The sequence below is a fragment of the Allobosea eneae genome, assembly GCF_042657265.1.
Taxonomy (GTDB): Bacteria; Pseudomonadota; Alphaproteobacteria; order Rhizobiales; family Beijerinckiaceae; genus Allobosea; species Allobosea eneae.
This window is the reverse complement of the sequence record NZ_JBHSLW010000018.1, coordinates 1-25,550: the sequence shown is the minus strand read 5'-3', so window position 1 is coordinate 25,550 and position 25,550 is coordinate 1. Positions and strand designations below refer to the sequence as shown.

Annotated in this window: 26 protein-coding genes; 11 read left to right on the top strand and 15 right to left on the bottom strand. The window is 66.9% G+C overall.

What is annotated here, in order from left to right; translation table 11 throughout:
- Positions 1 to 4: 4 nt before the first annotated feature.
- The 4 genes from ACFPOB_RS13105 to ACFPOB_RS13090 form a co-directional block, all read right to left on the bottom strand.
- Entirely contained in the window at positions 5 to 1,291 is a 1,287-nt protein-coding gene (locus tag ACFPOB_RS13105) for a four-carbon acid sugar kinase family protein (RefSeq protein ID WP_377798911.1), read from the bottom strand.
- A gap of 2 nt (positions 1,292 to 1,293) precedes the next feature.
- A complete protein-coding gene (locus tag ACFPOB_RS13100; protein WP_377798910.1) occupies positions 1,294 to 2,571 on the bottom strand; it encodes a ribulose-bisphosphate carboxylase large subunit family protein in 1,278 nt (425 codons plus the stop codon).
- Between the two features lie 154 nt (positions 2,572 to 2,725).
- Positions 2,726 to 3,265 (bottom strand): VOC family protein, encoded by a 540-nt coding sequence (locus ACFPOB_RS13095; protein WP_377798909.1) that lies wholly within the window; start codon positions 3,263 to 3,265, stop codon positions 2,726 to 2,728.
- A gap of 31 nt (positions 3,266 to 3,296) precedes the next feature.
- Positions 3,297 to 4,313, bottom strand: coding sequence for a TRAP transporter substrate-binding protein (locus tag ACFPOB_RS13090; protein ID WP_377798908.1), 1,017 nt, complete (start codon positions 4,311 to 4,313; stop codon positions 3,297 to 3,299).
- Positions 4,314 to 4,427: 114 nt separating this feature from the next.
- Between ACFPOB_RS13090 and ACFPOB_RS13085 the strand changes: the two genes are divergently transcribed.
- Entirely contained in the window at positions 4,428 to 5,498 is a 1,071-nt protein-coding gene (locus ACFPOB_RS13085) for a LacI family DNA-binding transcriptional regulator (protein WP_377798907.1), read from the top strand.
- Between the two features lie 20 nt (positions 5,499 to 5,518).
- On the opposite strand, the gene ACFPOB_RS13080 is transcribed toward ACFPOB_RS13085, so the two are convergent.
- Both ACFPOB_RS13080 and ACFPOB_RS13075 read right to left on the bottom strand, forming a co-directional pair.
- Entirely contained in the window at positions 5,519 to 7,168 is a 1,650-nt protein-coding gene (locus ACFPOB_RS13080) for an acyl-CoA dehydrogenase family protein (protein ID WP_377798906.1), read from the bottom strand.
- Positions 7,165 to 8,697, bottom strand: a complete 1,533-nt coding sequence (locus ACFPOB_RS13075; protein ID WP_377798905.1) for a 4-hydroxyphenylacetate 3-hydroxylase family protein — start codon at positions 8,695 to 8,697, stop codon at positions 7,165 to 7,167. Before ACFPOB_RS13075 ends, ACFPOB_RS13080 begins: the two co-directional genes overlap by 4 nt.
- Before the next feature lie 81 nt (positions 8,698 to 8,778).
- Between ACFPOB_RS13075 and ACFPOB_RS13070 the strand changes: the two genes are divergently transcribed.
- The 5 genes from ACFPOB_RS13070 to ACFPOB_RS13050 all read left to right on the top strand — a co-directional run bounded on the left by ACFPOB_RS13070 (position 8,779) and on the right by ACFPOB_RS13050 (position 12,077).
- Complete coding sequence (locus ACFPOB_RS13070; RefSeq protein WP_377798904.1) at positions 8,779 to 9,411, top strand: TetR/AcrR family transcriptional regulator; 633 nt, start codon at positions 8,779 to 8,781, stop codon at positions 9,409 to 9,411.
- 5 nt (positions 9,412 to 9,416) lie between these two features.
- Positions 9,417 to 9,947: an isochorismatase family protein gene (locus ACFPOB_RS13065; RefSeq protein WP_377798903.1), complete on the top strand. Its 531-nt coding sequence runs from the start codon at positions 9,417 to 9,419 to the stop codon at positions 9,945 to 9,947.
- 8 nt (positions 9,948 to 9,955) lie between these two features.
- Positions 9,956 to 10,591 carry a 2-hydroxychromene-2-carboxylate isomerase gene (locus tag ACFPOB_RS13060; RefSeq protein ID WP_377798902.1) on the top strand — a complete coding sequence of 212 codons (636 nt, stop codon included), beginning with the start codon at positions 9,956 to 9,958 and terminating at the stop codon, positions 10,589 to 10,591.
- Positions 10,592 to 10,701: 110 nt separating this feature from the next.
- Positions 10,702 to 11,709 (top strand): Vgb family protein, encoded by a 1,008-nt coding sequence (locus ACFPOB_RS13055; RefSeq protein WP_377798901.1) that lies wholly within the window; start codon positions 10,702 to 10,704, stop codon positions 11,707 to 11,709.
- Entirely contained in the window at positions 11,706 to 12,077 is a 372-nt protein-coding gene (locus ACFPOB_RS13050) for a c-type cytochrome (protein WP_377798900.1), read from the top strand. The genes ACFPOB_RS13055 and ACFPOB_RS13050 overlap by 4 nt, the downstream gene beginning before the upstream one ends.
- A gap of 7 nt (positions 12,078 to 12,084) precedes the next feature.
- Here the strand turns inward: ACFPOB_RS13050 and ACFPOB_RS13045 are convergent, their stop codons facing one another.
- The 6 genes from ACFPOB_RS13045 to ACFPOB_RS13020 all read right to left on the bottom strand — a co-directional run bounded on the left by ACFPOB_RS13045 (position 12,085) and on the right by ACFPOB_RS13020 (position 17,632).
- On the bottom strand, positions 12,085 to 13,077 hold the full coding sequence (locus ACFPOB_RS13045; RefSeq protein ID WP_377798899.1) for a branched-chain amino acid ABC transporter permease: 993 nt from the start codon (positions 13,075 to 13,077) through the stop codon (positions 12,085 to 12,087).
- A 9-nt stretch (positions 13,078 to 13,086) separates the two neighbouring features.
- Positions 13,087 to 13,974 carry a branched-chain amino acid ABC transporter permease gene (locus ACFPOB_RS13040; protein WP_377798898.1) on the bottom strand — a complete coding sequence of 296 codons (888 nt, stop codon included), beginning with the start codon at positions 13,972 to 13,974 and terminating at the stop codon, positions 13,087 to 13,089.
- A 78-nt stretch (positions 13,975 to 14,052) separates the two neighbouring features.
- Positions 14,053 to 15,258, bottom strand: a complete 1,206-nt coding sequence (locus ACFPOB_RS13035) for an ABC transporter substrate-binding protein (RefSeq protein WP_377798897.1) — start codon at positions 15,256 to 15,258, stop codon at positions 14,053 to 14,055.
- A 56-nt stretch (positions 15,259 to 15,314) separates the two neighbouring features.
- Entirely contained in the window at positions 15,315 to 16,073 is a 759-nt protein-coding gene (locus ACFPOB_RS13030; RefSeq protein ID WP_377798896.1) for an ABC transporter ATP-binding protein, read from the bottom strand.
- Positions 16,063 to 16,827 (bottom strand): ABC transporter ATP-binding protein, encoded by a 765-nt coding sequence (locus tag ACFPOB_RS13025; RefSeq protein WP_377798895.1) that lies wholly within the window; start codon positions 16,825 to 16,827, stop codon positions 16,063 to 16,065. Before ACFPOB_RS13025 ends, ACFPOB_RS13030 begins: the two co-directional genes overlap by 11 nt.
- Before the next feature lie 166 nt (positions 16,828 to 16,993).
- Positions 16,994 to 17,632: a TetR/AcrR family transcriptional regulator gene (locus ACFPOB_RS13020; RefSeq protein ID WP_377798894.1), complete on the bottom strand. Its 639-nt coding sequence runs from the start codon at positions 17,630 to 17,632 to the stop codon at positions 16,994 to 16,996.
- Positions 17,633 to 17,826: 194 nt separating this feature from the next.
- On the opposite strand from ACFPOB_RS13020, the gene ACFPOB_RS13015 reads away from it, so the two are divergent.
- The 3 genes from ACFPOB_RS13015 to ACFPOB_RS13005 are packed head-to-tail and all read left to right on the top strand — an operon-like array spanning position 17,827 to position 21,089.
- On the top strand, positions 17,827 to 18,288 hold the full coding sequence (locus tag ACFPOB_RS13015) for a (2Fe-2S)-binding protein (protein WP_377798893.1): 462 nt from the start codon (positions 17,827 to 17,829) through the stop codon (positions 18,286 to 18,288).
- 3 nt (positions 18,289 to 18,291) lie between these two features.
- On the top strand, positions 18,292 to 20,469 hold the full coding sequence (locus ACFPOB_RS13010) for a xanthine dehydrogenase family protein molybdopterin-binding subunit (protein ID WP_377798892.1): 2,178 nt from the start codon (positions 18,292 to 18,294) through the stop codon (positions 20,467 to 20,469).
- On the top strand, positions 20,469 to 21,089 hold the full coding sequence (locus tag ACFPOB_RS13005; RefSeq protein WP_377798891.1) for an Isoquinoline 1-oxidoreductase subunit: 621 nt from the start codon (positions 20,469 to 20,471) through the stop codon (positions 21,087 to 21,089). Before ACFPOB_RS13010 ends, ACFPOB_RS13005 begins: the two co-directional genes overlap by 1 nt.
- A gap of 199 nt (positions 21,090 to 21,288) precedes the next feature.
- Here the strand turns inward: ACFPOB_RS13005 and ACFPOB_RS13000 are convergent, their stop codons facing one another.
- Entirely contained in the window at positions 21,289 to 22,743 is a 1,455-nt protein-coding gene (locus tag ACFPOB_RS13000; RefSeq protein WP_377798890.1) for an AMP nucleosidase, read from the bottom strand.
- A gap of 111 nt (positions 22,744 to 22,854) precedes the next feature.
- Here ACFPOB_RS13000 and ACFPOB_RS12995 point away from each other — a divergent pair, with 111 nt between their 5' ends.
- Together ACFPOB_RS12995 and ACFPOB_RS12990 are read left to right on the top strand one after the other, a co-directional pair.
- Positions 22,855 to 23,514: a GntR family transcriptional regulator gene (locus tag ACFPOB_RS12995; protein ID WP_377798889.1), complete on the top strand. Its 660-nt coding sequence runs from the start codon at positions 22,855 to 22,857 to the stop codon at positions 23,512 to 23,514.
- Entirely contained in the window at positions 23,514 to 23,996 is a 483-nt protein-coding gene (locus ACFPOB_RS12990) for an OsmC family protein (protein WP_377798888.1), read from the top strand. Before ACFPOB_RS12995 ends, ACFPOB_RS12990 begins: the two co-directional genes overlap by 1 nt.
- 31 nt (positions 23,997 to 24,027) lie before the next feature.
- Here ACFPOB_RS12990 and ACFPOB_RS12985 read toward each other — a convergent pair whose 3' ends face one another.
- Positions 24,028 to 25,245, bottom strand: a complete 1,218-nt coding sequence (locus ACFPOB_RS12985; RefSeq protein ID WP_377798887.1) for a glycosyltransferase — start codon at positions 25,243 to 25,245, stop codon at positions 24,028 to 24,030.
- On the bottom strand, positions 25,194 to 25,550 hold a 357-nt coding region (locus ACFPOB_RS12980; RefSeq protein WP_377798886.1), incomplete at its 5' end, for a hypothetical protein. The genes ACFPOB_RS12980 and ACFPOB_RS12985, both read right to left, overlap by 52 nt.

Sequence of the window (25,550 nt, the reverse complement as noted above, 5' to 3'; positions counted from 1 at the left end):
AGGCTCAGTTTGTCTCAGAGACGCGGTTGAAAAAATCGGGCGTGCCCATCTGGCCGCCCTTCAGCACGATGTCGAGGCCATCGAGCCGGGGATCATCGCTATGGCCGCGGCAGAGCGGCGCGCCCGGCGTGCAGGACGAGCGATAGGACAGGCCCCAGAGATCGAGCGAGCGGATCGCGAGCGTCGAGGTGTCGCCGCCGGCGACGACCAGCCGTTTGATCCGCGCGTCGCTCATGATCGCTTGCAGCAGCGCTCCGGTCGCGGCCGCGACCTTGCCGGTCTCGGCCGGTACGCCGGCCGGCTTGTCGGTGATCAGCATGACGTTGCGCTGCGTCAGGCAAGCGATCGTCTCGGCGCGCAGATCATCTAGATAAACGGGCTCGCCGGTCAGTCGCGCCGGATCGATCGCGATCCGCTCATAGCCTTGGGCGAGCTCGACCTGGGCGCGGGTCACGGGCGACAAGCTGCCGACCAGAGCGAGTAGATTGCCACGGGAAGCCGAGCGAGCGAGCTTTGGCATCTCGGCCTTGGGCGTCTGCGGGAAGCCGGCAATCGCCTGTGCCACCGAGCTGGCGCCGATTGCAAGCATCGGCCCCGCACTCATGCGCTCGCGCAGCAGGGCGCCGATCGCGGCGAGATCGGACGGGCGCGAGACGTCGAAGAGCACGGCTTCGGGTTGCGACACCAGCGCGGTATCGAGAGCTGAAGCAGCCTCTTCGCCTTCGTGGCTGCGATAGTCGACAAGCGCGACGCGCTCCAACCCCTGCGCGGCGAGATGCCGGCGCAGATCGGACTCGCCCATCGGCGTCACCGGATGGACGCTCATCGTCGGGTGGCGGTCGATGCGGTGGACGCTGCCGCCCGCTCCCGCCGCGGCGAAGAGATTTCCGAACAGGCAGTAGCGCCCGAGATTGGGCTGGCCGCCGATCACCGGCAGCAACGGATTCGGGAAATGCGGCCGCAAGGCGCGCGCCGCCGCGCCGAGGCTGCCGACCTCGGGCGCGCTGTCGAAGGTCGAGCAGCACTTGTAGTGTAGAAAGCTCACGCCGAGCGCAGCGAAGAAGCGTCCGGCCTGGTCCAATTCCTGCGCCATCGCCTCCGGCGCCATCGCCCGCGTCGCGCCGGCGATGCCGACCGCGTCGAGCGGGCCGGCGCTGGCGAGCTGTGCCGGCGTCGGGATGCGCAGGAAGAGCAGGGCGCGCTGTCCGGCCTCCGCCAATGTCGCGAGCGTGTCGGTGGCGCCGGTGAAGTCGTCGCCATACCAGCCGTAGCGGGGAGCCTCGCCAGCCATGCTCAGCCGGCGCCCTTGCCAAAGAAGGCGAGCGCCTGTGCGAGCTCGCTATGTCCCTTCGCTGCATCGCTAAGCGGCACGCCGGCCGCGACCGCCTCCCAGGCCTGGCGGATGCTGGTCACACCGGCTGCCGGTCCGCCGGGATGGGCGAGGATGCCGCCGCCCGCCATGAACAGCAGGTCGTCATGGCCGATCGCATCCCAGGTCGGCTGCGCCGTGCCCGCCCATTGCCCGGAGGAGAAGGCCGGCAGGACGCGGTCGTCGATGCCGTCCGTCAGCGGCGTCACGCAATCCCTGGCCGCGGTCACCACCTCCTCGTCTTCCTGCGCGAACTTGCCCTGCAATCCGTGGACATGCATGTGGTCGACGCCGGCGAGCCGCCACAGGGTCTGGTAGGCCTGGAAGCCGATGCCGAGCAGCGGATGGCGCGAGAGCGCGCCAAAGCCGTTGCGATGGCCGTGCAGGGCAAGGCTGGTCGAGCGACGCAGCGTCTCGACCGCCGAAAAGCCGCACCAGTTCAGGCTGACCATGACGCAGGTGCCGCCCTCGCGTTCGACCAGCTCGGCATGCCGGCGCATCTGGTCGGTCTCGGCGGTGATGTTGAAGGCTACCATCACCGCCTTCCCGGTGCGGTCCTGATGGCGGCGGACCGCGGCCATCACCGCCGGCACGCGCTGGGCCAGCGGCGCATGCACGGGATCAGCCGAGATCTCATCGTCCTTGATGAAGTCGAGCCCGGCGGCGCAGAGCCGCCCGACGAGCTCGGCGGTCTCGAAGGGACGCAGGCCGACATTGGGCTTGATGATCGAGCCGATCATCGGGCCATCCATGACGCCGGTCGCCCGGCGCGTGCCGGCGATGCCACGCGCCGGCAGCGGGAAGAGGCGGCGATAGGCGGCTGGGAGCGCCATGCTCTCGAGCCGGAGCCCGGTGACCTCGCCGAGATCGAACAGGTTGCCCGCAACGATCGAGGCCAGCGTCGGCAGATTGGCGCCGACATTGTCGACCGGGAAGGAGAGCGTGACGCGGGCGCGCCGCCACGGGCCCTCGACGCCTTTCCGCGCCAGCCAGGCATTGGGCAGGCTCGGTTCGGCAGCGCTATCGAGGTCCTCGACCGAGATGACGACGGCGCGAGTGCGGTCGCGCAGTTCGTCGGTCTCGCCGGCGACGCGGGTGAAGGTGCCGCTCGACTGCTCGCCGGCCATGATTTCCGCGACCTTGCGCGGATCGAGCGGCGTCTCGATCGAATAGGTGGCCGTGAAACGGTCGGCAGCGGACATGTCGCGATACTCGCCATGGCGGTCGTTCCGGGCAAGCCGCCTTTGGCGGCGCCGATCCGGGACCCATGCCTGAGCATCTGTCGGTGAGGCGCAGGCATGGGTCCCGGGTCTCCCTGCAGTCGCCCGGGACGACCGCAGAGCCTAGGCGAGAGCGTCAGAGCTTGCTGAGATCGGGGAACGGCCGCACCGGGTCCTCGCCGTCCCAGTTCTCGGCCGCCTCGCGGATCAGGCGAAACATCTCGCCCTTGGGACCGGCGACCTCGGAGAGCTCGATCACCGTGCCGGGATGATAATGCGTGTCGAAATAGATGAAGCGGCCGCGCTCGCCGACTTCGCCGGACATCACCGGCTTGAAGCCTTCCGCCAGCAGCCGCTCCAGGTCGGCATCGTAGTCCGAGGTCCAGTAGGCGACATGCTGCAGGCCGCTATGGCCGGCATCGGTGAAGTCCTTGTACATCGAGGGCACGGCGTTGCGGCACTGGATCAATTCGATCTGCAACGGGCCGGAATTGGCGAGCGCCACCGAGTTGTGCGGCTCGTAAGATTCGCCCTTGTAGCGGTAGTTCCTGATCGGCACCTTTGGATTGTAGAAGAACGGCCCGACGCCGAGCACCCGGCTCCAATAGTCCATTGCCGCCTCGATATCGGGGACGACATAGCCGGCCTGACGGATCTGGCCAAAATGACGGCTCATGGGCGCTTTCCTGCGGGATCTCTAGTTTAGCTCAGGCGAGCTTGCCGACCGCTCCTTCGAGCAGGCCCCAGGCCTCGGCGCCGAAGCGTTCCTGCCATTCCTTGTAGAAGCCGCCGTCGCGCAGCTTGGCCCGGAAGCTGTCGGGGTTGGTCTTGTTGAAGGCGAGCCCCTTGGATTGCAGATCGGCCTGCACGGTTTCGTTGAGGCTCTTGATGTCGCCGCGCTGGGCGACGCCGGCATCGTTGATCGCGGACGCCACGATCTTCTGGATATCCGGCGGCAGGCCGCGCCAGGCGCGGCCGTTGGCGATGAACCAGAAGCCGTCCCAGATATGGTTCGAGACTGCGCAGCTCTTCTGGACCTCGTAGAGCTTGGCGACCTGGATGATCGGCAGCGGGTTCTCCTGTGCATCGACGACTTTGGTCTGCAGCGCCGAATAGACCTCGGAGAACTGCAGGCTGGCCGGGGCGGCACCAAGCGCCTTGAACATCGAGATCGACAGCGGCGAGACCGGCACGCGGATCTTGAGCGAGGCCATGTCGGCCGCCTGCTCGATCGCCTTGCCCGAGGTGGTCATCTGGCGGAAGCCGTTGTCCCACATCTTCTCGAAGGCGTAGAGATTGGCCTTCTCGATGGCGGCGCGGACATGCGCGCCGACCGGCCCGTCCATCGCCTTCCAGACCTGTTCGTAATCGGCGAAGGCGAAGCCGACCGCATTGATCGCCGCGACCGGCACCAAGGTCGCGATCACCAGCGCCGACGGGGTGAAGAAGGTGATGCCGCCATTGCGCACCTGGCTCAGCATGTCGGTGTCGCCGCCGAGCTGGTTGTTCGGGAAGATCTTGATCTCGACCCGCCCGTTGGTCTCCTTGGCGACGCGCTCGGCCGCCTGCTGGGCGCGGATGTTGAGCGGGTGGGTGAGCGGCAGGTTGTTGCCGTATTTCAGCTCGATCTCGGCGGCGCGCGCGATCATCGGCATGCCGATCAGCGATGCGGCGGGGGCGACGGCGAGGCCCTTGATGAGCGTGCGGCGGCTCGGTCCGGTCATGATGTCCCTCCCTGGCGGACGTGATGCGATTTGATCGCTCTTGAGTGCTTGACGCTCAGCATAGAAATCGCATCTGATGGTCTTCAAGCTCATTTTCTGATGGTTTTTGATTGAATGAATGCTCCGATCCGCAATCCTGACGAGGAGACCGCGCTACCGCGCCGCCGCCAGATGGCACGGGTCGAGGATGTCGCGCGCCTCGCCGGCGTCTCGACCGCGACGGTCGACCGGGTGCTGAACCAGCGCCCCGGCGTCAGGCTGGCCACGGTGCAGCGTGTGCTCAAGGCGGCGGGCGAACTCGGCTATGTCATGGAGGGCGCGCTGCCGGCGAGTGCGCTCAGACCCCTGCGGCTTGGCTTCCTGCTGCCGGCCGGCAACAACCGCTTCCTCGGCATGCTCGGCCGGCTGATCGCCGGGTCGCAGGATCAGCTCGCCTCCTTCAACATGCGCGCCAGGGTCGAGCATATCGAGAGCTTCAAGCCGGAGCTGCTTGCCCATGAGCTCCGGCGGATCGGCCGCGAAGTCGACGGCGTCGCCTTCATGGCATTGGAGCATCCGACCGTGCGCGAGGCGGTCGACGCCCTCGCCGAGCGCGGCGTGCCGAGCGTGACCCTGATCTCCGACATCGCCAACACCGCCCGCGCCGCCTATGTCGGGCTCGACAACCGCGCCGCCGGACGCACCGCCGGACAGCTCATCGCCCGCTTCGTCGGGCCGCGCCGGGCCAAGGTGGCGATGATCGCCGGCAGCCTGAGCTATCGCGCCCATGAGGAGCGCGAGATGGGCTTCCTGCACCTGTTCGAGGAGCTCTACCCGGATATCGAGGTGGTCGGCCTGCGCGAAGGCCATGACGACGAGGCCAAGAACTACCGGCAGACCAAGACCCTGCTCGGCCAGCATCCGGACCTCGCCGGCATCTACAATATCGGCGGCGGCCCGGAGGGCATCGCCCGGGCGCTGAAGGAGGCCGGGCGGCAGGATGTCGTCTTCGTCGGCCATGGTTTGACGCCGGAGACGCGCGGCCTCCTCGTCGACGGCACCATGGACGCGGTGATCAACCAGCAGCCGCTGGCGACGCTGATGAGCTGCGTTGCGATCTTCGCCAATCTGCGTGCCGGACGGCCGGCGACGGAGGGCACAGCCCGGCCCAGTATCGAGATCGTCCTGCGCGAGAACCTGCCCTGAGGGGCGGCGATGGCCGCGCTTCAGCCCTGCGCCACAGTTGCCCTCTTCACGATCCCGGCCAACTCCGGCGCTGGGTCGAGCGTACCGAAAACATAGCCCCAGTCGGCATCGAGCCGCGAGCGGCAGAAGGCCTCGAACACGGCCTCGTCGGCATGCTTCTTCAGCTCCGACGCCTGCAGCGCATAGGCCATCAGATTGGCGAGCCGGCGGCCATGGCCGTCATCGTTGCGTGGCTTCGCGGCCTCGTCTCCGAGCCGGTCGAGCCAGCGGTCGAGGGCGCGGTTGGCGCCGCGCGCCTGATCGACCTCGGTCATGAAGGCTTCCTTGGTGCGCGGCTCGCGGTTGAAGGCGCGCAGCACGTCCATGCACATCATGTTCGAGGTGCCCTCCCAGATCGCATTGAGCGGCGCCTCGCGATAGAGCCGCGCCATCGGGTTCTCCTCGATGAAGCCGTTGCCGCCATGGCATTCCAGGGCCTCGACGACGAAGGCGGCGGCACGCTTGCAGTTCCAGAACTTCGCCAGCGGGGTGGTGACGCGGGCGAGGTGACGATCCTGCTCTGATGTCTCCATCGCATCGGTCGCGGCGGCGACGCGAAAGGCCATCAGCGTCGAGGCTTCGGAGTCGATGGCGAGATCGGCGAGGATATTGGTCATCATCGGCTGCTCGGCGAGCGAGGAACCGAAGCCGCGGCGCGACTGGGTGTGGTTCAATGCCAGCGTCAGCGCCTGCCGCATCAGCCCGGCCGAGCCGACGGCGAAGTCGAGCCGGGTGAGATGGGCGTGGCTGAGGATTTCCTTGATGCCGGCGCCCTCCTCGCCGACGAGCCAGCCCAGGCAGTCGCGGAACTCGACCTCGGAGGAGGCGTTCGAACGGTTGCCGGCCTTGTCCTTGAGGCGCTGGATCTGCAGGCGATTGCGGCTGCCATCGGGCAGGAAGCCCGGGCAGAACAGGCAGGAAACGCCACTCTCCGTCTGCGCCAGGGTGAAGAACCCATCCGATTGCGGCACTGAGAAGAACCATTTGTGCCCGGTGATCAGATAGACGCGGCCCTCCGGCGTATCCTCGAGGAACCGTGCCGTCGTCTGGGTCTGGCGCAGGTCGGACCCGCCCTGCTTCTCGGTCATCGCATAGCCGATGCTGGCTCCCGTCTTCTGCGCCACCGGCAGCGGGCGCTTGTCGTAGCGGCCCGAGGTGATCTTCTCTCGCCAGAGTGCGAACTCCGGCTGGGCGAGGCCGGGGAAAGCGGCATAGGTCATCCCGGTCGGGCAGCCCGTCCCGTGCTCGACCTGGTTCCAGAGATAGGACAGCACGGCGCGGGCGAAATGGCCGTTGGGCTTGCTCGTGGTCCAGGCGAGAGAGGGGACTTCATGGGCGAAGGCGAGGCGCATCAGCTCGTGCCAGGCCGGATGGAATTCGATCCAGTCGATGCGATTGCCGTAGCGGTCGTGGGTCCGCAGTTCCGGCCCGTGCCGGTTGGCGAGACGGGCAAGGTCCTGCACCTCGGCATCGCCGGCCTGAGCGCCGAGCGCCGCCGCCTTCTCCGCGACCCAGGGCGCACCGCGCGTGACGATGCCCTGCAGCACCGCATCGCCGGAGAAGGCGTTCCAGCCGGTCGCCGGACGGGCCTGGTTGAGGACCTGATGGGTGGCGTGACCGTGCATGGTCATTCCGCCGCCTCCTGCGTCGTGATGCGCTCAGGCACCTCGCAGCCGGTGGCGCAGCAGCGGCCGGGCTGCTTCGACACCCGCGAGCCGTCGGCGAGCACGCCGCGGTCGAGCAGGCTCTCGACCAGCGCGACCTTCTGCATCACCGGGTAGTTCCGCCAGATCTCGCGCTTCATCGCTTCCGGCGAGCCGCCGCCATGCAGCGAGATCACCGAATACCAGCCCGCCTCCTTGGACACAGTGAGATCCTCGATGAAGCGGGCGACCTCGGCGCGCTGCTCATAGGGGATGTCCGGCCGCCCGGTGAGCACGGCCGCGAGCGACGCGGCGGTTTCTGGGTTGTGGTCCTCATCCGGGCCGGGCAGCGCCACGATCAAGCCTCCCGAGACGTAGTGAGCGATCTTGTGCATGTCGTAGATCTTGGTAGCGAGCAGCAGCTTGCCGATATTGGCAAAAACTGCGTCGGGCATCGCCACGCCCGAAGCGTCCTTGCTGCAATAGACCGAGGCTGCGACACCGCAGGCGAAGAAACTCTCAGTGATGGTGATCAGCTCGACCAGTTGCTCGCGGACATGGGAATGCCTGTCGGCATCGAGCCCGTTGGCGTGGGTCATCAGCGCACCGGCGCCGATCAGCAGGTCGCCGAAACCGGCCCTTGCGGCGATGCAGCTATGGCGGTGATGGGTGGCGTAGCTGGTGGTGAGGTAGCCGGCCTCCTCGGTCTCGCCGGCCATGAACACGCGGTCCCAGGGCACGAAGACGTCGTCGAACATCACCGCGCCGGTCGACTGGCCGTATTTCGCAGAGAACTTCGCGGCGGGATCACCCGGCCGCCCGGCCGGACGCGCGACGATGGTAATGCCCTCGGCATCGCAGGGCACGGCGCAGCAGAGGGCGAAATCCTCGTCGCCCTTGGCATGTGTGCGGCAGGGCATCACCAGGAATTCGTGGACGTAAGGAGCGCCCGTGACGATCGCCTTGGTGCCGCGGATGACGATGCCGTCCGGCCGGCGCTCCTTGATGTGAACATAGGAATCGCGATTGGCTTGCAGGCCCGGCCGCAGCGAGCGGTCGCCCTTGGCGTCGGTCATGGCGACGCCGCAGGTCAGGTCTTCGTCCTGGATGCGGTGCAGATAGGCGAGGAAGCGCTGGTGATAATCGGTTCCGTAGGTGGCGTCGGCCCGTACCGTCGCCTGCAGGATGCCGTTGAAGGCGTCATGGGTCAGGTAGCGCTGGGCGCAGCCGGAAATCTTGCAGACGAGGCGGACCGCTTCGAGCTTGGCGAGCAGGTCGCTCGAGGAGGCGTCGATATGGAGCATGCGGTTGACGGTCTTGCCGGAGGAGCCCTGCACCGCCGTCATGATCGCCCGATAGGTGTCGTCATGCGCGAGGTCGTAGGTCACGCCGATGCCGTTGATGCCCGGCAGCAACAGCGCCTCGTCGGCGACGCTCTCGACGCGCTGCCCGCCGACGAAGACACGCGGCCGATAGGCGCGTAGCGATTCACGATAGCCGGCGGCGTCCATCAGCATGATAGCCTCCTCCCGAACGGTTGTTGCCACTAAAATTGAACGGCGTTAGATTTTCGTCAAGAGGGTTGGAGGCATTCCAGGGTGAGCGAACAGACCGCGGGCCGGAAGCGCGGCCGTTATGCCGCAACGGATGCAAAGCGTGAGGGCATCGTCGCGGCCGCGCGCGCCGTCTTCGAGCGCGAGGGGCTGGACGGCGCCTCGCTACGGGCGATCGCAGCCGAGGCCGGCTACACGCCGGCGGCGCTCTATTTCCATTTCGACTCGAAGGAGGCGCTCTATGCCGAGGTGCTCGGCCGCTCGATCGCCGCGCTGCGAGCAGCGGTCGATGGGGCAGTCGCCGCAGCGGGCCCGCCGGCGGAGCGCTTGTCAGCAGCTGCTCTCGCCTTCTTCGATTTCTACGCGGCAAACCCGCGCGATCTCGACCTCGGCTTCTATTTGTTCCGCGGCGGCATGCGCCCGCACGGTCTCGGCCGCGAGCGCGACAAGGCGCTGAACGAGGCGCTGGAGGCGACGCTAGCGCCGATCCGCGAGGCGGCGCTCGCGCTCGGCGCCGATGCCGAGCAGGCCGACTTGATCATGACCGACGCCTTCGCCCATGCTTCCGGCGTGCTGCTCCTGGCGCATACGCGGCGCATCCGCATGTTCGGCGCCTCGGCGCGCACGCTGATGGAGCGCCATGTCGAAACCGAGCTCGACCGGCTCCTGCGGAGATGACGCCTATGCCTCTGATGAACGCCAAGCGCTCTCGCCTCGTCATCATCGATTTCCAGGCGCGCCTGATGCCGGCGATCCATGATGGCCCGCGCCTCGTCGCCAATGCCGGCAGGCTCGTCGCGGCGGCGCAGCTCCTTGAGGTGCCGATGGTGGTGACCGAGCAGAATCCGGCCGGTCTCGGCCCGACGGTGCCGGAACTGGCCGAGGCCGCTCCCGCGATCGCAAAGATGAGCTTCGATGCCTGTGCCGCGCCGGCCTTTATCGAGGCCATCGCCGGCGATGACGATCTCGTCCTCTGCGGCTGCGAGGCGCATGTCTGTTTCGGCCAGACCACGCTCTCGCTGCTGGAGCATAAGCGCCGCGTCTTCGTGGTGCAGGACGCCGTCGGCTCGCGCGTGCCGGAGAGCAAGGGCGTAAGCTTACGCCGGCTTGCGCGAAACGGCGCCGAGGTCGTCACCACCGAAATGGTCCTGTTCGAGTGGCTGCGCACCGCCGAGCATCCGCAGTTCCGTGCCGCCCTGAAGCTGGTCAAGTGAGCCCGACTATGCCTGCGCCGGCCCTCTGGTATTTCGACGTCATCTCGCCTTTCGCGCATCTGGCACTGACGCGGCTGGGTGCGATCCGGGAGCAGCGGCCGGTCGTGCTGAAGCCGATCGTCTTCGGCGGGGTGCTCAAGGCCTGGGGTCAGCTCGGGCCGGCAGAGATCGCACCCAAGCGCGTCCACACCTACCGGCTCGCGACGCACAAGGCACAGGCGATGGGCGTGCCCTTCCGCTTCCCGCCGGCACATCCCTTCAACCCGCTTGCCATGCTGCGGCTGCTGACTGCCCTCAATGGCAACGAGGCAGCAGTAACCACCGCCTTCCGGCTGGTCTGGGGCGAAGGGCGCGACGCCAATGATCCCGCCGTGCTGCAGGAGGTTGCCGATACCGCCGGCCTTCCCGATGCGCTGGCGCTGATCGGCGAGCAGGAGGTCAAGGATCGACTGCGCCAAGCGACCGAGGAGGCCGTCGCCGCAGGGGTCTTCGGCGTGCCGAGCCTCGTCATTGACGGCGAGGTCTTCTGGGGCGTCGACGCCATGCCGATGGCGCTGGATTATCTCATTAACCCCGCGACGTTCCGCAGCGGCGAGATGGCACGCGTCTCGACCTTGCCCCAAGGCATCCAGCGGCAGCGCTGAAAGGAGAGAAGGGAACCGTCCGGCCACAGCCACAGTTTCACGATGTTGTCGGTTTACGCCTGCGCTGGACAGGCGGATCATTCGCCGGCCGACAACGAAAGGAGACGCCGATGTTGCGCCGTTCGTTCCTCAAATTCGGCCTTGCTGGCCTCGCCGCGCCGAATCTGATCCTGCGCAGCGCGCAGGCGACCGGTCAGACCCAGCCCGGCAACCCGTTCATCGTCACCTATTTCGAGGTGCCGGACATCAAGGGCTCGCGCGACGTCACCGATGCCGGCGACGGCACGATCTGGGTCTGCGGCCAACGCAACGGCGTACTCGGCCGCTTCGACCCGCGCACCAGCCAGACCAAGGTGATCCCGCTCGGCGACGGCGCCGCCCCGCATGGCGTGGTGCGCGGCCCGGATGGCGCGGCCTGGGTCACCGAAGGCGGCCAGAACGCCATCGCCCGTATCGACGACAAGACCCACAAGGTCGAGCTGTTCAAGCTGCCGGAAGGCCGCGAGCGCGCCAATCTCAACACGCCGGTCTTCGACAAGACCGGCATGCTCTGGTTCACCGGCCAGAACGGTATTATCGGCCGGCTCGACCCGAAATCGGGCAAGATGGAGATTTTCGACGCGCCGCGCGGCGCCGGCCCCTATGGCATGACGCGCACGCCATCAGGCGAGATCTGGTTCGCCTCGCTCGCCGGCAACTACATCGCCAGAATCAACACGCAGAGCGGCGCCTTCACCGTGGTCGACCCGCCGACCGAAGGGCAGGGCGCGCGCCGGGTCTGGTCGGATTCGAAGAACCGGATCTGGGTCAGCGAATGGAATTCAGGGCAGGTCTCGTCCTTCGACACCGAGAGCGGCAGCTGGAAGGGCTGGAAGCTGCCCGGCAATAAGCCGCGGACCTATTCGGTCTATGTCGATGACGCCGACAAGGTCTGGCTCACCGATTTCGCGCTCAATAGCATCGTCCGCTTCGATCCGCTGACAGAGGCGTTCGACAGCTTCCCGAGCGACAAACCCGGTGCCAATGTCCGGCAGATGGACGGGCGGACCGGCGAAGCCTGGGGCGGCGAGAGCGGCACCAACCGGCTGGTGCGCATCCAGACGGTGAAGCCGGCGTGAGGGCAGCCTCGGCTGCGCTCGTCGCGTTTGGGCTGATCGCCGGCGGTGCAGTGCAGGCGCAAGAGCCGGCTGGGGCCGCCGTCTTCAAGACCTGCCAGTCCTGCCACAGTCTCGATACCGCCAAGGCCGGCATGGCGGGGCCGCATCTTTCCGGGCTGAACGGACGGGTGTTCGGCTCGGCCGAAGGGTTCGACTATTCGCCGGCGTTCAAGGCGGCGAAGGCGCAAGGACTCTCGTGGGACCGCGAGCGGCTGCTCGGTTATCTCGCCGATCCCGACGCCGTCGTGCCCGGCGGCTGGATGAGCCCGCCCGCCGGCGTCAGCGCGGCGGACAGGGCGGCCGTGGCGGACTATCTGCTCGGTCAATAGAAGCCGCTCACAGCGGCTTCTTGATCCACTTGGCGATGACGCCGACGATGCCCTCGCGGAAGAGCAGCACGCAGATCACGAAGATGATGCCCTGCACCACCGTGACCCAGGCGCCGAGCGTCGCCAGGAAGTTCTGCATGGAGACGATGACGAGCGCGCCGACGATCGGGCCGAAGACGGTCCCGAGCCCGCCGACCAGCGTCATCAGCACGACCTCGCCTGACATCGACCAGTGCACGTCGGTGAGCGAGGCCAGCTGGAAGACGATCGCCTTGGTCGCGCCGGCGAGGCCGGCGAGCCCGGCCGAGAGCACGAAGACGGCGAGCTTGTACTGGCTGGCGCGGTAGCCAAGCGAGATGGCACGCGGCTCGTTGTCGCGTATCGCCTTGCAGACCTGGCCGAAGGGCGAGTGGATGATCCTGTAGATGAGCAGGAGGCCGCCCATGAAGACCGCGGCGACGAGCCAGTAGAGGGCGCGGTCGTCGGCGAGGCTGACCATACCGAGCAGTCTGCCACGAGGCACCGCCTGGATGCCGTCCTCGCCGCCGGTGAAGCGCGGCGTCTGCAGCGAGAAGAAGAACGCCATCTGCGCCAAGGCCAGGGTGATCATGGCGAAATAGATGCCCTGGCGGCGGATCGCGAGCGAACCGAAGGCGAGGCCGAGCAAGGCGGCGATGCCCGTACCGGCCAAGATCGCGAGTTCCGGCGTCAGACCCCAATGCTTGGCGGTGTAGGCGCTGACATAGCTCGCCATGCCGAAATAGGCGGCGTGGCCGAAGGAGAGCAGGCCGCCATAGCCGAGCAGAAGGTTGAAGGCGAGCGCGAACAGCGCAAAGCACAGCACCTTCATGACGAAGACCGGGTAGGCGACGAAGGGCGCGATCACCAGGACGACGGCGATGCCGATCATCAGGTTGCGGTGCAGCCGGGCCGTGCTGTCATCGGTCTCGCCGATGGTGAGGCCGGCTGCGGGAGCGTCGGTGGAAGCGATGTCTGCCATCTCAATTCCTTACGCGGCGCGGCCGAACAGGCCGGCCGGCTTCACCAGAAGCACGATCGCCATGATGATGAAGATCACGGTCGCCGAGGCTTCCGGGTAGAACACCTTGGTCAGGCCCTCGATCAGGCCGAGCGAGAAGCCGGTGACGATCGCGCCCATGATCGAGCCCATGCCGCCAATGACGACGACGGCGAAGACGACGATGATCAGGTCGGCGCCCATGTTCGGGTTGACCGAATAGATTGGCGCCGCCAGCACACCGGCGAAGGCAGCGAGCGCGACGCCGAAACCGTAGGTCAACGTCACCAGCAGCGGCACGTTGATGCCGAAGGCCTGGGTCAGCGTCGGGTTCTCGGTCGCAGCGCGCAGGTAGGAGCCGAGCTTGGTCTTCTCGATCACGAACCAGGTGGCGAGGCAGACGATCAGCGAGGCGACCACGACCCAGCCGCGATAGGTCGGCAGGAACATGAAGCCGAGATTGGTGCCGCCGCGCAATTCAGCCGGAATCTGATAGGGCAGGCCTGAGGAGCCATAATTGTTGCGGAACAGGCCCTGGATGATCAGCGCCAGGCCGAAGGTCAGCAGCAGCCCGTAGAGATGGTCGACATGGGCGATGCGCTTCAACAGGAAGCGCTCGATCACCACGCCGGTTACGCCGACGGCGATCGGCGCCAGCAGCAGTGCCGCCCAATAGTTGATGCCGAGATAGTTCAGGCACATCCAGGCGACGAAGGCGCCCATCATGTACTGCGCGCCATGCGTGAAGTTGATGATGTTGAGCAGGCCGAAGATCACCGCCAGGCCGAGACTGAGGATCGCGTAGAACGAGCCGTTGATCAAGCCGAGCAGAAGCTGGCCGAACAGGGCTTGTGGAGGGACACCCAAGAGCTCGAACATGCGATCGACCGTTCTATGAAAGCTGGTCCGGGGCCGTCTGCGGCCCCGGAGCGACGCGTTGGAACAGGCTTAAGCCCATCACTTCTTGACGAGCGGGCACTCGCTCTCGGCGAGCGGCTTGAAGGCTTCGTCAGCCTTCAGCACTGCGACCTGCTTGTAGTAGTCCCAAGGGCCCTTCGATTCGGAGGGCTTCTTGACCTCGAACAGATACATGTCGTGCATCTTGCGGCCGTCGACGCGGACCGTGCCCTTGCCGAACAGCGGATCGTCGGTCGGCAATTCCTTCATCTTGGCCATGACGGTGGCCGAATCCTTGCTCTTGGCCGCCTCGACGGCCTTCAGATAGTGCAGCATGCCGGAATAGACGCCGGCCTGAACCATCGAGGGCTTCTTACCGCCATTGAGCTTGGCGAAGCGATCCGACCAGGTCCGGGTGCCGTCGTCCTTGTCCCAGTAGAACGACTCGGTCAGCACCAGTCCCTGCGCCGTCTGCAGGCCGAGCGCGTGCACATCGGTAGCGAAGACGAGCAGACCGGCGAGCTTCTGGCCGCCGGCGACGATGCCGAACTCACCCGCCTGCTTGATCGAGTTGATGGTGTCGCCGCCGGCATTGGCGAGCCCGATGACCTTGGCCTTCGAGGCCTGCGCCTGCAGCAGGAAGGACGAGAAGTCCGTTCCCGGGAACGGGGTGCGGACCGCGCCCAGCACCTTGCCGCCGGCCTTGGTGACGACGGCCGAGGTGTCGCGCTCGAGCGCATGGCCGAAGGCGTAGTCGGCGGTGAGGAAGAACCAGCTGTCGCCGCCGGCCTTGGTCATGGCGCCGCCGGTGCCCTGGGCCAGCGCGTAGGTGTCGTAGGTCCAGTGAACTGTGTTCGGCGAGCATGCCTTGCCGGTGAGGTCCGAGGAGGCCGCGCCGGAATTGATGTGAACCTTGTTTTTCTCGCGGGTGATCTGGTTGACCGCCAGCGCGACCGAGGAGGTCGGCACGTCGAGGATCAGGTCGACGCCGTCCTGATCATACCATTGCCGGGCGATGGTCGAGCCGACGTCCGGCTTGTTCTGGTGGTCGGCCGAGACGATCTCGACCTTGATGCCCTTCTCGGCCGCCTTGAAGTCCTCGACCGCTAGGCGCGCGGCGATCACAGAGCCCTCGCCCGAGAGGTCGGCATAGAGGCCGGAGCGATCGTTGAGTACGCCGGCCTTGATCGAGATCTGCTGCGCCAGCGCCGGCGAGGCCATCAGCGCGGCGAGCGCCGTGGCCGCGAGCAATGTCTTGAGCTGCATGTTCTTACCTCCCTGAGATGTCCGATGTCTGTGTGGTTCTTGTTGGACGCCCTGCGTCACACCCCGAGATAGGTGTGGAGCTTGTCGATATTGGCGTCGAGTTCGGCATTTTGGATCATGTCGACGACCTTGCCCTGCTCGACGACATAGTGACGGTCGGCGACGGTCTGGGCGAAGCGGAAGTTCTGCTCGACCAGGACGATGGTGAAGCCCTTCTGCTTGAGCATGCGGATGGTGGCGCCGATCTGGTCGATGATGACGGGCGCGAGGCCTTCGGTCGGCTCGTCGAGCAGGAGTAGGTTGGCGCCGGTGCGCAGGATGCGTCCGATCGCCAGCATCTGCTGCTCGCCGCCCGAAAGCTTGGTGCCCTGGCTGCGCAGCCGCTCCTTCAGGTTTGGGAAGAGCGTGAAGATCTGCTCGACCGGGAGGCCGCCCGGCTTCACCTGTGGCGGCAGCAGCAGATTCTCCTCGACCGAGAGGGTCGAGTAGATGCCGCGTTCCTCCGGCACATAGCCGATGCCGAGCCGGGCGATGGCGCGCGAGGGCAGCGAGATCGTCTCCTGGCCGGCGAAGGTGACCGAGCCCTTGCGCTTGCCGATCACGCCCATGATCGATTTCAGCGTCGTGGTCTTGCCAGCGCCGTTGCGGCCGAGCAGCGTCACCACCTCGCCTTCGCCGACATCGAGCTCGATGCCGTGAAGGACATGGCTCTCGCCATACCAGGCCTCGAGCCCGCGCACCGCGAGCAAGGGCTTGCCGCCGGCCACGGCCGGGCGCTCCAGCACCGCTTCAGTGGCCAGCGTTTCAGTGGCCATGGCCGACTCCCGATCCGATATAGGCTTCGACCACGCGCGGATCCTTCGAGACGGTGGCGTAGTCGCCCTCGGCGAGGACCTGACCGCGGGCGAGCACGGTGATGCGGTCGCAGAGCGAGGCGACGACCGAGAGATTGTGCTCGACCATCAGGATGGTGCGGTCCTTCGAGACCTTGCGGATCAGGGCCTCGATGCGCTCGATGTCCTCGCGGCCCATGCCGGCCATCGGCTCGTCGAGCAGCAGCATCTCGGGCTCGAGCGCCAGCGTGGTCGCGATCTCCAGCGCGCGCTTGCGGCCATAGGAGAGCTCGCCCGCCGGCAGCTCGGCGAAGGCCGAGAGGCCGACGGCGTCGACCAGACGCAGGGCCTCGGCATCGAGCGAGGACAGCACCTTCTCCGAGCGCCAGAAATCGAACGAGTCGCCACGCTTGCGTTGCAGCGCGACGCGGACATTGGTCTTGACCGAGAGCTGCGGGAACACCGCCGAGATCTGGAAGGAGCGCACGAGCCCAAGCCGGGCGATCTCGGCGGGCTTCTCGCGTGAGATATCGCGGCCGTTATAGACGATCTGCCCGCGCGTCGGCGGCAGGAACTTGGTCAACAGATTGAAACAGGTGGTCTTGCCTGCCCCGTTCGGGCCGATCAGCGCGTGGATCGACCCGCGTCTGACCTTCAGGTCGACGCCGTTGACGGCTGTGAAGCCGGCGAATTCTTTCGTGAGGCCTGAGGTCGATAGAATAATATCCTCAGACATCCGCCCTTAACCTTAGTCATTGCTGGACTGTTCGTTTCCCCGGGCGGCATGCTGCACCGCGCATAACGCCCATGTCAACGGCGCAGGTGTGCGCAAATGCCCATGCCGAGCCGCAAAGCGTCCGCCGCTAGACGAAAGGCTTATGACAGAAGGCGAATTCGCAGCCCTACCGGGCCTGCGGAGGGATGTCCTTCGCGACGGCCGCAGCGAAGACCGCGGCGATCTCGCGCAGCCGGATCAGATAGTCCTCGCAGGAGGGTTGCTCGCCATATTTGGCGCCGGCCGCGGCGCGCATCATCGTGGCGATCAGCGTCTCCAGCGGCAGGCCGCTGCGCGCGATGGCGATCTCGCCCGTCGCTGCGGCTTCCGCGAACAGCTGCCGGGCGAAGCTAACGAAGGTCGCCTCGAAAGCGGCAAGCTGGGCTCCCGCGATGGCGACCATCACCGCTTTCAGTTCGCCGAGATGCTCGCCGGCGCTGAAGGCGGCGAAGGCGGTGCCGTGATGAGCTTCCATCAGCGCAGCCAGCCGCTGCGCGAACGGGCCGGGCGTCGCCAGCGCCTCGCGGCAACGTGTCTCGACACGGCCGTCGAGGCTGGCGAGCATGGCTCGGAAGACGTCGTCCTTGCCTTTGAAATGGAGGTAGAGCGTGGCGCGGGCGACCCCGGCTTCGCGCGCGATGTCGTCCATCGAGGTGCGCTTATAGCCATAGCGGGCGAACAGGCGCAGCGCTGCCGCCGCGATCTGCTCGATGCGGCCCTTGCCGTCCTCGCCGGACGTTACGGAAGTTTCGCTGCGGTCGCTCATTTGCAGTCTTGACAGAATCCAAACTGTGCGCGACCATTCTAATTAGACGCAAAACGTCTAATTCGTCTAGTCGCGCGACCCGAGACGACGGACCACCGCCCGCCTTCTGATAGGTCAGAACGGGCCTTCGAGCGAGCCTCGATCCGGCAGCCCTGGTGTCGCGCTGTGTCATGCCCAGCGCCAGAGAGGCAGCCATGGCCCATACCATCACAGTCAACGGAACGCGCCAGAGCGTCGATGTCGATGACGACACGCCGCTGCTCTGGGTCCTGCGCGACAATCTCGGCTTGACCGGCACGAAGTTCGGCTGCGGCGTCGCACAATGCGGCGCCTGCACCGTCTACATGGACGGCCAACCGCTGCGGTCCTGCTCCATGCCGATCTCCGCTGTCGGCGAGGCGAAGATCACCACGATCGAGGCGCTCACCGGCAAGGAGGCGGACGCCGTTCAAGCGGCCTGGGTCAAGCACGACGTGCCGCAATGCGGCTACTGCCAGTCCGGCCAGGTGATGAGCGCGATCGCGCTGCTCAAGGAGATCCGCAAGCCGACCGATCGCGACATCGACCTCGCGATGAACGGCAATATCTGCCGCTGCGCCACTTACGTCCGCATCCGCGCCGCGATCCATGACGCCGCGCGCACGCTGGAGGGCTGACCCATGACCGCGCACGACATCTCCCTCTCGCGCCGCAACCTCCTCAAGAGCGCCGGCGCCCTCGTCATCGGCATGAGCCTGCCGCAGGCCGGCCGAGCGCAATCGGGCGCGGCGCAGGCCTTCCGGCCAGGCGGAAACGCGACCTTCGCGCCGAACGCCTTCATCAGGATCGCGCAGGACGACACCGTCACGGTGCTCGTCAAGCATATCGAGTTCGGCCAGGGGCCCTTCACCGGGCTGGCCACGCTCGCGGCCGAGGAGCTCGACGCCGACTGGAGCCAGATGCGCGCCGAGCACGCCCCCGCCGACGTCAAGCTCTATGCCAATCTCGCCTTCGGCGTGCAGGGCACCGGCGGCTCGACAGCGATTGCCAATTCCTACGAGCAGATGCGCAAGGCCGGCGCCACCGCGCGCGCCATGCTGGTGCAGGCGGCCGCCGAGTCCTGGAAGGTTCCTGCGGCCGAGATCAGCGTCGAGAAGGGCGTCCTGAAGCATTCGTCCGGCAAGCAGGGCCGCTTCGGTGAGTTCGCCGAGGCCGCCTCCAAGCTGCAGGCCCCGGCCGAGGTCAAGCTCAAGGACCCTGCCCAGTTCAAACTGATCGGCAAGGACGGCGTGACCCCCCGCCTCGACAGCCAGGGCAAGTCGACCGGAAAGACCCAGTTCACCATCGACATCCGCACGCCCGAGATGCTGACGGTCGTCGTCGCCCGGCCGCCGCGCTTCGGCGGCAAGGTGGCCTCCTTCGATGCGACCGAGGCGAAGAAGATCAAGGGGGTGGTGGACGTCCTGCAGATCGGCTCGGGCGTCGCCGTCTACGGCACCGGCATGTGGCCGGCGCTGAAGGGTCGCGAAGCGCTCAAGGTGACCTGGGACGAGAGCGGCGCTGAGCAGCGCGGCAGCCGCGAGCTGATCGCCGAATATCGCAAGCTCGCGCGAACGCAAGGCACGCTCGCCGGCAAGCATGGCGATGCCGACGCTGTGCTCGCCAAGGCCGATAAAGTGATCGAGGCGGAATACGTCTTCCCCTATCTGGCGCATGCGCCGATGGAGCCGCTCGACGGCTATCTCGAATGGAATGCGCAGGGCGCGCTGGCGCGCTTCGGCAGCCAGTTCCAGACCACGGAGCACCAGACCATCGCCACCATCCTTGAGCTGCCACCCGAGAAGGTGCAGCTTGAGACCATGCTGGCTGGCGGCAGTTTCGGCCGGCGTGCGCAGGTGAGCCAGCATCTGGCGGCGGAACTCGCCATGGTCGGCAAGGCGATCGGCCCGAACCGGCCGGTCAAGCTGGTCTGGACCCGCGAGGACGACCTCGCCGGCGGCTATTACCGGCCGCTCTTCCTGCATCGCATGCGTGGCGCGGTGAAGGATGGCAAGATCACGGCCTGGAGCAACAGCATCGTCGGCCAGTCCTTCTTCTTGGGCACGCCGTTCGAGGCGATGACGGTGAAGGACGGCATCGACGCCACCATGGTCGAGGGGGCGAACGAGCTGCCCTATGAGATCGCCGATTTCCGCTGTGAGGTCCATGCGCCGAAGGTCGGCGTGCCGACTTTGTGGTGGCGTTCGGTCGGTCACACCCATACCGGCTACGCGGTCGAGTGCTTCATCGACCAGTTGCTGCAGGCGGCGGGCCAGGACCCGGTCGCCGGGCGGCTCGCCCTGATGGGCAAGGAGCCGCGTCTGGCAAACGTGCTCAAGGCCGTCGCGGACCTCGCCAAATGGACCGGCCCCGGCCCGGTCGACGGCCGCGCCCGCGGCGTCGGTGTGGTCGAGAGCTTCGGATCGTATGTGGCGCAGATCGCCGAGGTCTCGCTCGGCGAGGGCGGCGAGCCGAAGGTGCACAAGGTCTGGTGCGCGATTGACTGCGGCGTCGCGGTCAATCCCGACATCATCCGCGCCCAGATCGAAGGCGGCATCGGCTTCGGCCTTGGCCATGCCCTCTATGGCGAGCTGACGCTCGATGCAGGCAAGCCGGTCCAGACCAATTTTGACAGCTACCGCTCGCTGCGTATCCATGAGATGCCGGCGGTCGAGGTCAGGATCGTGCCGTCGACCGAGAAGCCGACCGGTGTCGGCGAGCCCGGCGTACCCCCGATCGGACCGGCGGTCGCGAATGCGCTGGCGCGGCTCGGCCAGCCGCGGCCGCTATCCCTGCCGATGGTCGGAGGGACGGTCTGATGCGGTCGCTCACTCTCGCTTCGGTCGTTGCGACCGTCACCTTGCTGCTCGGCAGCGCCCTGACGCTGGCGCAGACCGCGCCGGCGCCGGGCGGCGCGACACTACGCCCGGCGGCGAGCTTCGCCGGTATCGCCAATCAGCGCGACCGCTCGGTCGCACTGTTCACCGAAATGGGCAAGGTGCTGCAGCATCCGCGCTGCGTGAACTGCCATCCGGCGACGGAACGGCCGCGCCAGAGCGATGCGAGGCGCCTGCACGAGCCGATGGTGGTGCGCGGCAAGGACGGGCATGGCGCGCCCGGGCTCGCCTGCACCACCTGTCATGGCAAGCAGAACTTCGACCCGGCCGGCATTCCCGGTGACGGTCACTGGGCTCTCGCTCCCGCCTCGATGGCCTGGGAAGGCAAGACGCTCGGCCAGATCTGCGAACAGCTCAAGGACCCGAACCGCAACGGCAGCCGCGACCTTGCGGCGATCGTCAAGCACGTCACCACCGACACGCTGGTGCTCTGGGGCTGGAATCCCGGGAAGGGCCGCCAGCCGGCACCGGGATCGAGCGCCGAGTTCGGCGCGCTCATGCAGGCCTGGGCCGACAGCGGAGCAGCCTGCCCGGCAGGGTAGGCGGGAAGCGCGACGCAGAAACCCTCTCCCGGACGGGAGAGGGGCAGGGGTGGGGTGTTCGGACTGAGAACGTTGGCTTGAACCTGACCGCGCGGTCAGGTCTCACGGAATTCGTCACAGGGCCTACACCTCACTCTGCCCTCTCCTTGCAGGAGAGGGTTCCCTGCGCTTGTCCGGTAGACTGTGAGTTCTACCGCCCTTACCTGAACGGCGGCTCGTCGAAGCTCCTGAGCTTGCGCGAATGGATCGATGAGCCGGCTTCCTTGAGCTTTTCCAGCGCGGCGAGGCCGATCTTGAGGTGCTCGCCCACGGCGCGCTCATAGAAGGCGTTGGCGGCACCCGGCAGCTTGATCTCGCCGTGGAGGGGCTTGTCGGAGACGCAGAGCAGAGTGCCATAGGGTACGCGCAGACGATAACCCTGTGCGGCAATGGTACCCGATTCCATGTCCACCGCGATGGCACGCGAGAGGTTGATGCGCTTGCGCTCCTTGCTCCAGCGCAGCTCCCAATTGCGGTCGTCTTGGGTGACGACGGTGCCGGTGCGCAGGCGCTGCTTCAGCCGGTCACCCTTCTCGCCGGTGACCTCGGCCGCCGCCTCCTGCAAGGCAACCTGGACCTCCGCCAGCGCCGGGACCGGCACGTCCGGCGGCACCAGCTCGTCCAGAATGCCGTCCTGGCGAAGATAGGCGTGGGCGAGGACGTAATCGCCGATGATCTGCGTCTGGCGCAGGCCGCCGCAATGGCCGACCATCAGCCAACAATTGGGCCGGAGCACCGCCAGATGGTCGGTGATGTTCTTGGCATTGGAGGGGCCGACGCCGATATTGACCAGCGTCACGCCTTCGCCCTCGGTGCGGATCAGATGATAGGCCGGCATCTGGAAGCGGTGCCAAGGCGCCGACATCACCCGTTCGGCGGCGCTGACGTCGATGCCGTCCCGGTCGATGCGGATGCCGCCCGGCGCAACCAGCGCCTGCGCCGTGCCCGCCTCGATCTCGGCCAGAGCGAGCCGGACGAACTGGTCGACATAGCGGTGATAATTGGTCAGCAGCACCCAGGGCTGAACGGCGCGCCAATCGGTGCCGGTGTAGTGAACCAGCCGGCGCAGCGAATAGTCGACGCGAACCGCGTCGAACAGCGAGAGCGGACGCGGCTCGCCCTCGACGATCTCGAAGGTGCCGTCGGCGATCTCGTCTCCGACCAACGCCAAGAGCGGCGTCGGGAAATACCGGGCGAGTTCGGCGGCCGTGACAGTGCCGCGGCCGAGCTCGTCGCCGCCGTCGAGCGCGTAAGGGTAGGGAATCTCTTGGCTGCTGATGCCGGTCTCGATCGTCGCGCCGTATTCCTCGACCAGCGGCTGGAGCTGGTCGAGCAGATAGGCGCGGAATTCGGCTGGCTGAGTCACCGTGGTCGAATAGATGCCCGGCATCGAGAACTTGGCATAGCCGCGCCGCGTCGCCGCCGGCAGCTTGGACGGCTCATAGGTGACGCGCAGCATCGGGTAGCGATAGAGCGCCCGCTCCTCCAGCGTCGGCGGCTGCGCGGTCGTGAAGAAGCGCTGCAGGTCGTAGCGCAGCGCCGTCCGCGCCTGCTCGTAGAGCAGCTCCAGCCGGTCGACGGCCTCGTGCGGCGTGGCGGCGATCTCGAATGTCATGCGCGAACGACCTCTCGTTCGGCGTGCTTGTAGCTGGGCCAGTGAGCCCCTGACAACAGCGCCGATATAGGAGGTGCTTGCGGTTGGGAAAATTTTGGATACAATTATCCTATGACCGCGACCCGCCTCGCCGCCGCCACGACGGCCTCCGCCCTCGCCCAACGCCTGCGCGAGGCGATCGATGCCGGGCGCTGGTCTGCGGGCGATTTGCTACGCCAGGAGCAGATCGCCGCCGAATACAGAGTCAGCCGCATCCCGGTGCGCGAGGCGCTGGCGCAGTTGCAGAGCGAGGGCCTGCTCGATATCGCGCATTATCGCGGCGCCCGCGTGAGCCGGCCGCAGGCCGGGGAGATCAACGAACTCTTCGATCTGCGGCTGCTGGTCGAAAGCGACCTGCTGGCGCGAGCGCTCGGACGGCACGACCAGCGCTCGCTGCGTGAACTGGGGCGGCTTCAAGACAGGCTGGAGGACGCCGAGGACCGGCTCGGCTGGATTTCCGGCGACATCGCCTTCCACGAGGCGCTTTATGCGCCGGCCGAACGCCCGCGCAGCCTTGCCCTGTTCCGGCAGCTGCGGGCGCCGATCGACCGTTTCAACGCGCAGGCACTCGGGCCCGGGGCCCGCAAGCAGGGCTGGGCGGATGAGCACCGCCAGCTGATCGCCGCGGTTGCAGCCAGCGATGCGGCCGCAGCCCAGGCGATCCTCGAACAGCATTTGCAGGCAACGCGCACGGTCGTGCTCGCAGCCTGCGCGGGACAGGGAGAAGACTGATGGCGACGCATGGCGCGACGATCACCTGGCAGCGCGGCGAGGACACTTTCCTCGACAACCGCTACAGCCGCGCTCATCTCTGGCGCTTCGATGGCGGGCTGGAGGTGCCGGCCTCGAGCTCGCCGCATGTGGTGCGCGCGCCTTTCTCCAACCCGGCTAATGTCGACCCGGAGGAGGCCTATGTCGCGGCCCTGTCGAGCTGCCATATGCTCTGGTTCCTCAACCTGGCGGCGCTCGGCGGTTTACGGGTCGACAGCTATGCCGACGCCGCCGAAGGCGCGATGGCGAAGTACAGCGATGGCAAGGAGTGGGTCGCGACGGTGATCCTGAAACCGCATGTCGTCTTCAGCGGGCCGAAGTCGCCGGACGAGGCTGCCGTCGAGGCCCTGCACCATAACGCCCACGCGAACTGCTTCCTGGCCAATTCGGTGCGCTCGACGATCGAGACGCATGGCAGCTGGGATTATCGGGGCACAGCCTGAGACCCGCGCCGCGATAGCCGCGTCTGCACGCTCACTGCGCCGCGAGCAGATCGTCTTCGGCGACGAGCCGGCCGATGAAGCCGAGCTGGCGATCGACGCAGGCCTCGCGTTCATAGTGCGCGATCACCGTCTGGCGCGCGGCCGCGCGGAGTGGTGCAACCTCATCCTGCCTGTCGAGCGCGGCAATCACCATCCTTGCTAGCCTCACATCGTCGAAGAAAGGGGCGAGCAGGCCGTTGACGCCATGACGGATCACTTCCTGCACCGGTGGCGTCGCCGAGCCGACGATCAGCGCGCCGCAGGCCATCGCCTCCAGCATCGACCAGGACAGCACGAACGGAACGCTCAGATAGACATGGGCGGCAGAGACCTGGAACAGCCTGACGAGGTCGGCATGGGCGAGCCAGGGAATGTGGACGATGCGATGGCCGAGACCTGTCTCCTCCAGCATCACCTCGCGCCAGAGCCGTCCGTCGGGACGCGGCCGGCCATAGCCTGCCCCATCGCCGCCGACCGCGACGAACAGCACACCGGGCCGCTCCTGCGCGATCCGGGCCGCGGCGCGCATGAATTGCGGATAGCCGCGATAGGGATCGAGATCGCGGGCAGCGAAAGTGACGACGGGATCGCCAGGGCGAAGCACGCGCCCATCGGGCAGCACGAACGTTGCCTGCGCATCCGGCCGGCAGGCATGGATGTCGATGCCGTCATGGCAGACCGCGATGCGCTGCCTCAGAGCGCGCGGATATTGCGCCTGCTGCCAGCGGGTCGGCGCATAGGCGAAGTCGAGCGTCTGCAGCGTCACCAATTGGGCGGCATTGCGCATCCGGATGCGGCGCCGCTCGGCCTCGGGCACGGTGAAGGCCGGATCAAAATCGAGATCGGAGCCGGAGGCGTTGTAGAAATACTCGCAGTATCCAATCAGCGGCACGCCCGGCATCGCATCCTTGGCGAAGAGCATGCCGCCCCAGCCGACATGGCCGAGGATCGCGTCCGGCCGATCGTGCCGATGCAGACGAGACAACTCCTGCGCAACCGCCTCGCCAGTGCGCACATGGTATTCGGTCGCAGCGAGCGTCGCATGCGCCGTCGCAGGTTCGCCCACGGAATAAGCGATCTGCCTGATCCCAGGGCGATCCGGTTCCGGCTTCTCCGTCACCAGCGTGACCTCGCCGCCTTCGGCGACGAGGCGTTGGATCAGGTGAGCGAATTGACCAGATCCTGAACGATGAACGAATAGGACGTGCATGAGGCCAGCAGGATCCCGCCATAGCGCAGCGCGTCGCCCCACCATTGCTCGAGGCGGCGCAGCGTGTCGTGGGTGGTCTGGAGGTCGGCGTCGAGGTCGATGTCGAGGCCCTGGCCGAACTGGCTGGTCTCGTCGAGCAGTTTCAGCCGCTCGACGAGAAGCTGGCCCTTCGGCGATAGCGAGATGCGGGCCAGGCGGCGGTCACGGGGTGAGCGACTGTCTTGGTGGTCAAGCGGTTTGTTCGCGCCATGGTTGTCTGTCCCGGATGACGGCGTTGAGGATTGTGACGAGCTTTCGGGCTGTCG